The following is a 4,802-nucleotide window of genomic DNA, read 5'->3' as shown; positions in this document are numbered from 1 at the left end:
GTCGTATATAGAATAAAAACACTAGGGTAAAACCTAGTATTTTTATTTTATATGATATAATATAAAAAGCTATAAGACGTTATTGAGGAGGGTTATATGGAAAATAAGATAGTAGATTACATATATGGAGAATTTGAATTAGAGGATGTTTTGATAGAACTTATAAATTGCGATGCAGTGCAAAGATTAAAACATATACATCAAGTAGGGGCTACATATTTAATTAAAGAAGAATTAAATGTAAATAGATTTGAACATTCAATTGGTGTTATGTTATTGATTAGGTTATTAGGGGGGAGTTTAAAAGAACAAATAGCGGGATTGCTTCACGATATATCACATACTGCATTTTCACATGTAATAGATTTTGTATTTAATAATAGTGATGAAGATTATCATGAACTTATATTTGATGAAGTTGTAATAAATTCTAAAATTCCATATATATTAAATAAGTATGGATATGACTTTAAAGATATATTAGAAAATGAAGAGCAGTGGACTATACTAGAAAGAAAAGCACCTAGGTTATGCGCGGATAGAGTTGATTATACTTTAAGGGATATGTATAAATACGGGTTTACTAATAAAAATGAAATAAATGAGTTTTTAAAAAATATACAAGTAGTAAATGGAGAAATTGTTACAAAGGATATAGAATCAGCTAGATGGTTTTTAGAGCTATACTATACAGAGGTTATAGATTTCTTTATGAATCCCATAAATGGATATTCTTATGATAAGCTATCTAAAGCAATAAAAATTGCAATTGATGAGAATGAGTTGAATTTAAAAGATATATTAAAAACAGATAATGAGGTAATAGACATACTTAACAGATCTAAAAATAATCAAATAATAAGTTTGATGAAATCACTAAACAAAAATGTAAAACTTAGGATAAATGAAGATAAGTACGATATATTTATAAAAGGTAAAACAAGACTTATAGACCCTGGAGTGGGTATACGAGGGAAAGTATATTCGTTGTCAGAGTTTGATAATAGTGTAGAACTTATAAATACAAAGGCAAAAGCAAAGATGGAAAAGGGTGTTTATATAGAAATATTATAAAGGTGTTTATACACCTTTATAATTATTTACACTGAGGGTTTATAAGTTCATATTTATCAGTTAAGTTTTTCTCTCCCCACTCGCACATTGCCTCAAGTATTGGGTATAAACTCATACCTTTACCTGTTATACTATATTCAACTCTAGGAGGAACCTCTGGATAAACTGTTCTAGATATTAATCCATCAGATTCTAGTTCTCTTAATTGGGTAGTTAAAGTTTTATGAGATACCTTACAAATAAATGATTGAATTTCACCAAATCTTTTAGTTCCTTCTTCTATTAAATAATAAAGTATTAAAGGTTTCCATTTACCGCCAATAGCATTTAATGTTATTTCTATTTCACATGTTAATATAGATTTTTTCATAAATTTCCTCCAATGAATCTGTTGAAAATGCACAATAGTTACTTCTAGTTCACTATATAACAATTATGTGCGTACTTACAATATAATATCAAAGAATATATAATTATTCCATAATAAAAATAGTTATATGGAGGTTATGTATGAAAAAATTAGCTGTAATAACAGGAGCAAGTTCAGGAATAGGAAGAGAAATAGCAAAAAAATTATCTAATAATGGTCACCCAGTACTATTATTATCTAGAAGACTTGATAAAATGGAAGAATTAAACTTACCTAATTCTTTATGTAAATCAGTGGATGTAACAAATATAGAAAAAATGAAAGAAGCTATAAAAGAAGCTGAAGAGAAATTTGGAAAAGTTGATTGCTTGGTTAACTGTGCAGGTATAATGCTACTTGGAGAGCCTAATACACAAAGTTATGAAGAATGGAGCAATATGATAGATGTAAATATAAAGGGTATACTTACAGGAACTAATATTGTATTAAATGATATGGTTTCTAGAAATGAAGGTACAATAATTAATATAAGTTCTATAGCGGGAAGAAAGACATTTGATAACCACTCAGTTTATTGTGGTACAAAGTTTGCAGTTCATGCAATAACAGAAAATATGAGAAAAGAAGTTGCAAGCTCAAATGTAAGAGTTATAACTATAGCTCCAGGTGTTGTAGAAACTCCTCTTTTATCACATACAACAGATGTTAATATAAAAGATAATTACAATGAATGGAAAAAAACTATAGAATCAGGTCTTAATCCAGAAAAAATAGCAAGTTGTGTAGAATTTGCTTATAACCAACCTCAAGATGTGTGTATAAGAGAAATTGTTATAGCAAAAACTAAACAAGAAGATTAATAAAATAATTAAATTATGTAAACTGTTAAAAGTGGGGAGGGAGTATAATATAATGTATACTAATAAAGTTGTAGTAGTTACAGGGGCAAGTAATGGTATCGGAAAAGCTATTGCCACAGAGTATGCAAAGTTAAATGCATTAGTTATAGCGATAGATATTAAAGAATATAATTTTAATGATAAGAATATAATTTTTTACAAGGCAGATTTAAAAGATGAAAAAACAATTAGAGATATATTTGAAGATGTTGTAAAAAAATATAAAACTATTAATGTATTAATAAACAACGGAGCTATAAGTAAGTTTAATAAATCTGTATATGATATAACTTTAAATGAATTTGATGAAGTGATGGATGTTAATTTAAGAGGAAGTTTCATATGTTCTCAAGAATTTATAAAAGCTAATCAAAATGAAAGTTATGGAAGAATAGTAAATATAGCATCTACTAGATTTAATCAAAATGAAGCTGGATGGGAAAGTTATGGAGCATCTAAGGGTGGACTTATATCTTTAACTAATACAATGGCTATATCATTATCGAATACTCCAATAACAGTTAATGCAATAAGTCCTGGATGGATAGAAACTCAGGACTATGAGGGATTAAGTGAAAGTGATCATAAAATTCATCCATCAGGAAGAGTAGGTAAACCAAAAGACATAGTAAATACATGCTTATTTTTAACACATTATGAAAATGATTTTATAAACGGATGTAATATAATTGTTGATGGTGGGATGACTAAAAAAATGATATATGACTAAAAACATACTAAAGCCAAATTCTTATTTTGGCTTTAGTATGTTTTTTTAATACTTATACTATATTTCTTTTATTATAATAGGTATTCATATATAATAGTGATTGAATATTGAAATTTTATGTGAAAGGGAGAGGTTGATGAATAAAAAAACAGCATTAGTTACAGGTGCATCTAGAGGAATAGGCAAAGCTATAGCTACTTTGTTTGCTGAAAATGATTATAATGTATTAATAAATTATAATAATTCAGAGAAAGAAGCTTTAGAACTATATAATGATTTAAAAAGTAGAGGGTTGTCAGTAGATACATATAAAGCAGATGTTTCAAAAAAAGAAGAAGTAAATTTCATGGTAAACTATTGCATTGGAAGATTTGAAAGCATAGACGTTTTAGTTAATAATGCAGGCATTAGTAGAACCAATTTATTTACAGACATAAGCTATGAAGAATGGAGCGAGGTAATAAATACAAACCTAAATAGTGTATTTTTTACAACTCAAAAAGCTTTACAATATATGATACCTCAAATGAGTGGAAAGATAATAAATATATCGTCTATATGGGGAATGGTTGGTGGATCTTATGAGGTTCATTACTCTACTAGTAAAGCTGCTATAATTGGAATGACTAAGGCGCTAGCAAAAGAGTTAGGTCCTTCAAATATTCAAGTGAATTGTATTGCTCCAGGAGTTATAAAAACAGATATGTTAGACAATATATCAGATGATACTCTTGAAATGCTAAAAGAAGAAACACCTTTAATGAGGCTTGGCACACCTAATGATATAGCACAGTGTGCATTATTTTTAGCAAGTAGCAATTCAGATTTTTTAACAGGACAAATTATAAGTCCTAATGGAGGTTTTGTTATAGTTTAAATCAAAATAGAGGAGCGAATATAATGAAGCATGGAATGAAAAACTTTATACGGTTAGTTATAGGTTTATTTGTTTGTTCAATTGGAATAGTTTTAACTATACAGGCCAATTTAGGATTATCACCTTGGGATGCATTTCATCATGGATTATCAAAAAATTTAGGAATTACTATGGGGCAGGCAAGTATGCTACTTGGAATAATAGTTGTTATCGTAGATATGTTTTTAGGTGAAAATTTAGGTGTCGGAACAATTTTAAATATGTTTTTAATTGGAATATTTATGGACTTTTTTATGATAAATAATATAATCCCTGTATCAACAAATATAGTTATTGGATTTATAATGTTATTTATAGGGATGTTTATTATAGGTATTGGTTGTGTAATTTATATAGGAGCTGGTTATGGAAGTGGACCAAGAGATGGGTTAATGGTAGCTCTTCATAAAAAAACAAAAAGACCAGTTAAAACAATCAAAACATGTATAGAAATGTTTGCTCTTATATTTGGATTTATACTAGGGGGAAGTGTTGGGATAGGTACAGTAATAACTACCTTAGTATTTGGATTATTTATAGAATATTCATTTAAAATTTGTAAGTTTGACACAAATAGTATCAAACATAGATATATACTAGATGATATTAAGAGTATAAAGTATAGATTTTTTAATGACTCTTACAAAGAATGTATAAATCAGACAAATGTAGATGAAAATTCACATTAATAAAAAAAGAAAGCTATGCTTTCTTTTTTTATTTGTATTTTAATGTGTGAAAATTAAAGTAATTTGTAGAAAAAATAACACCTTTGATAAAAAATCTTCATATATTATAGCAAAGAATTAAAAA

At 27.6% G+C, this 4,802-nt stretch carries 6 protein-coding genes; 5 read left to right on the top strand and 1 reads right to left on the bottom strand.

Annotated features, from left to right (window positions below; genetic code table 11):
• Positions 1–96: 96 nt before the first annotated feature.
• Positions 97–1,074 carry an HD domain-containing protein gene (locus RWY47_RS16810; RefSeq protein ID WP_224170278.1) on the top strand — a complete coding sequence of 326 codons (978 nt, stop codon included), beginning with the start codon at positions 97–99 and terminating at the stop codon, positions 1,072–1,074.
• Between the two features lie 22 nt (positions 1,075–1,096).
• Here RWY47_RS16810 and RWY47_RS16805 read toward each other — a convergent pair whose 3' ends face one another.
• A complete protein-coding gene (locus RWY47_RS16805) occupies positions 1,097–1,444 on the bottom strand; it encodes a winged helix-turn-helix transcriptional regulator (protein ID WP_224170279.1) in 348 nt (115 codons plus the stop codon).
• A gap of 140 nt (positions 1,445–1,584) precedes the next feature.
• On the opposite strand from RWY47_RS16805, the gene RWY47_RS16800 reads away from it, so the two are divergent.
• The 4 genes from RWY47_RS16800 (at position 1,585) to RWY47_RS16785 (ending at position 4,678) form a co-directional block, all read left to right on the top strand.
• The gene (locus RWY47_RS16800; RefSeq protein WP_021430480.1) at positions 1,585–2,304 is read left to right on the top strand and encodes an SDR family oxidoreductase; all 720 of its coding nucleotides are present in this window, start codon (positions 1,585–1,587) and stop codon (positions 2,302–2,304) included.
• A 52-nt stretch (positions 2,305–2,356) separates the two neighbouring features.
• Positions 2,357–3,073 (top strand): SDR family NAD(P)-dependent oxidoreductase, encoded by a 717-nt coding sequence (locus RWY47_RS16795; protein ID WP_025163094.1) that lies wholly within the window; start codon positions 2,357–2,359, stop codon positions 3,071–3,073.
• Positions 3,074–3,209: 136 nt separating this feature from the next.
• Positions 3,210–3,950, top strand: coding sequence for an elongation factor P 5-aminopentanone reductase (gene ymfI, locus RWY47_RS16790; protein WP_021430478.1), 741 nt, complete (start codon positions 3,210–3,212; stop codon positions 3,948–3,950).
• A gap of 23 nt (positions 3,951–3,973) precedes the next feature.
• Positions 3,974–4,678: a YczE/YyaS/YitT family protein gene (locus RWY47_RS16785; protein WP_224170280.1), complete on the top strand. Its 705-nt coding sequence runs from the start codon at positions 3,974–3,976 to the stop codon at positions 4,676–4,678.
• The last annotated feature ends 124 nt before the right edge of the window (positions 4,679–4,802 follow it).

Source organism: Paraclostridium sp. MRS3W1 (assembly GCF_032465715.1).
Lineage (GTDB): Bacteria > Bacillota > Clostridia > Peptostreptococcales > Peptostreptococcaceae > Paraclostridium > Paraclostridium dentum.
The sequence above is the reverse complement of the archived record's forward strand: the minus strand, read 5'-3'. Positions and strand labels throughout refer to the sequence as shown.

What these genes read in the sequence shown, in the direction of transcription:
- RWY47_RS16810 (WP_224170278.1), top strand. Translation starts at nt 97, where the DNA reads ATGGAAAATAAGATAGTAGATTACATATATGGAGAATTTGAATTAGAG.
- RWY47_RS16805 (WP_224170279.1), bottom strand. Translation starts at nt 1,444, where the DNA reads ATGAAAAAATCTATATTAACATGTGAAATAGAAATAACATTAAATGCT.
- RWY47_RS16800 (WP_021430480.1), top strand. Translation starts at nt 1,585, where the DNA reads ATGAAAAAATTAGCTGTAATAACAGGAGCAAGTTCAGGAATAGGAAGA.
- RWY47_RS16795 (WP_025163094.1), top strand. Translation starts at nt 2,357, where the DNA reads ATGTATACTAATAAAGTTGTAGTAGTTACAGGGGCAAGTAATGGTATC.
- ymfI (WP_021430478.1), top strand. Translation starts at nt 3,210, where the DNA reads ATGAATAAAAAAACAGCATTAGTTACAGGTGCATCTAGAGGAATAGGC.
- RWY47_RS16785 (WP_224170280.1), top strand. Translation starts at nt 3,974, where the DNA reads ATGAAGCATGGAATGAAAAACTTTATACGGTTAGTTATAGGTTTATTT.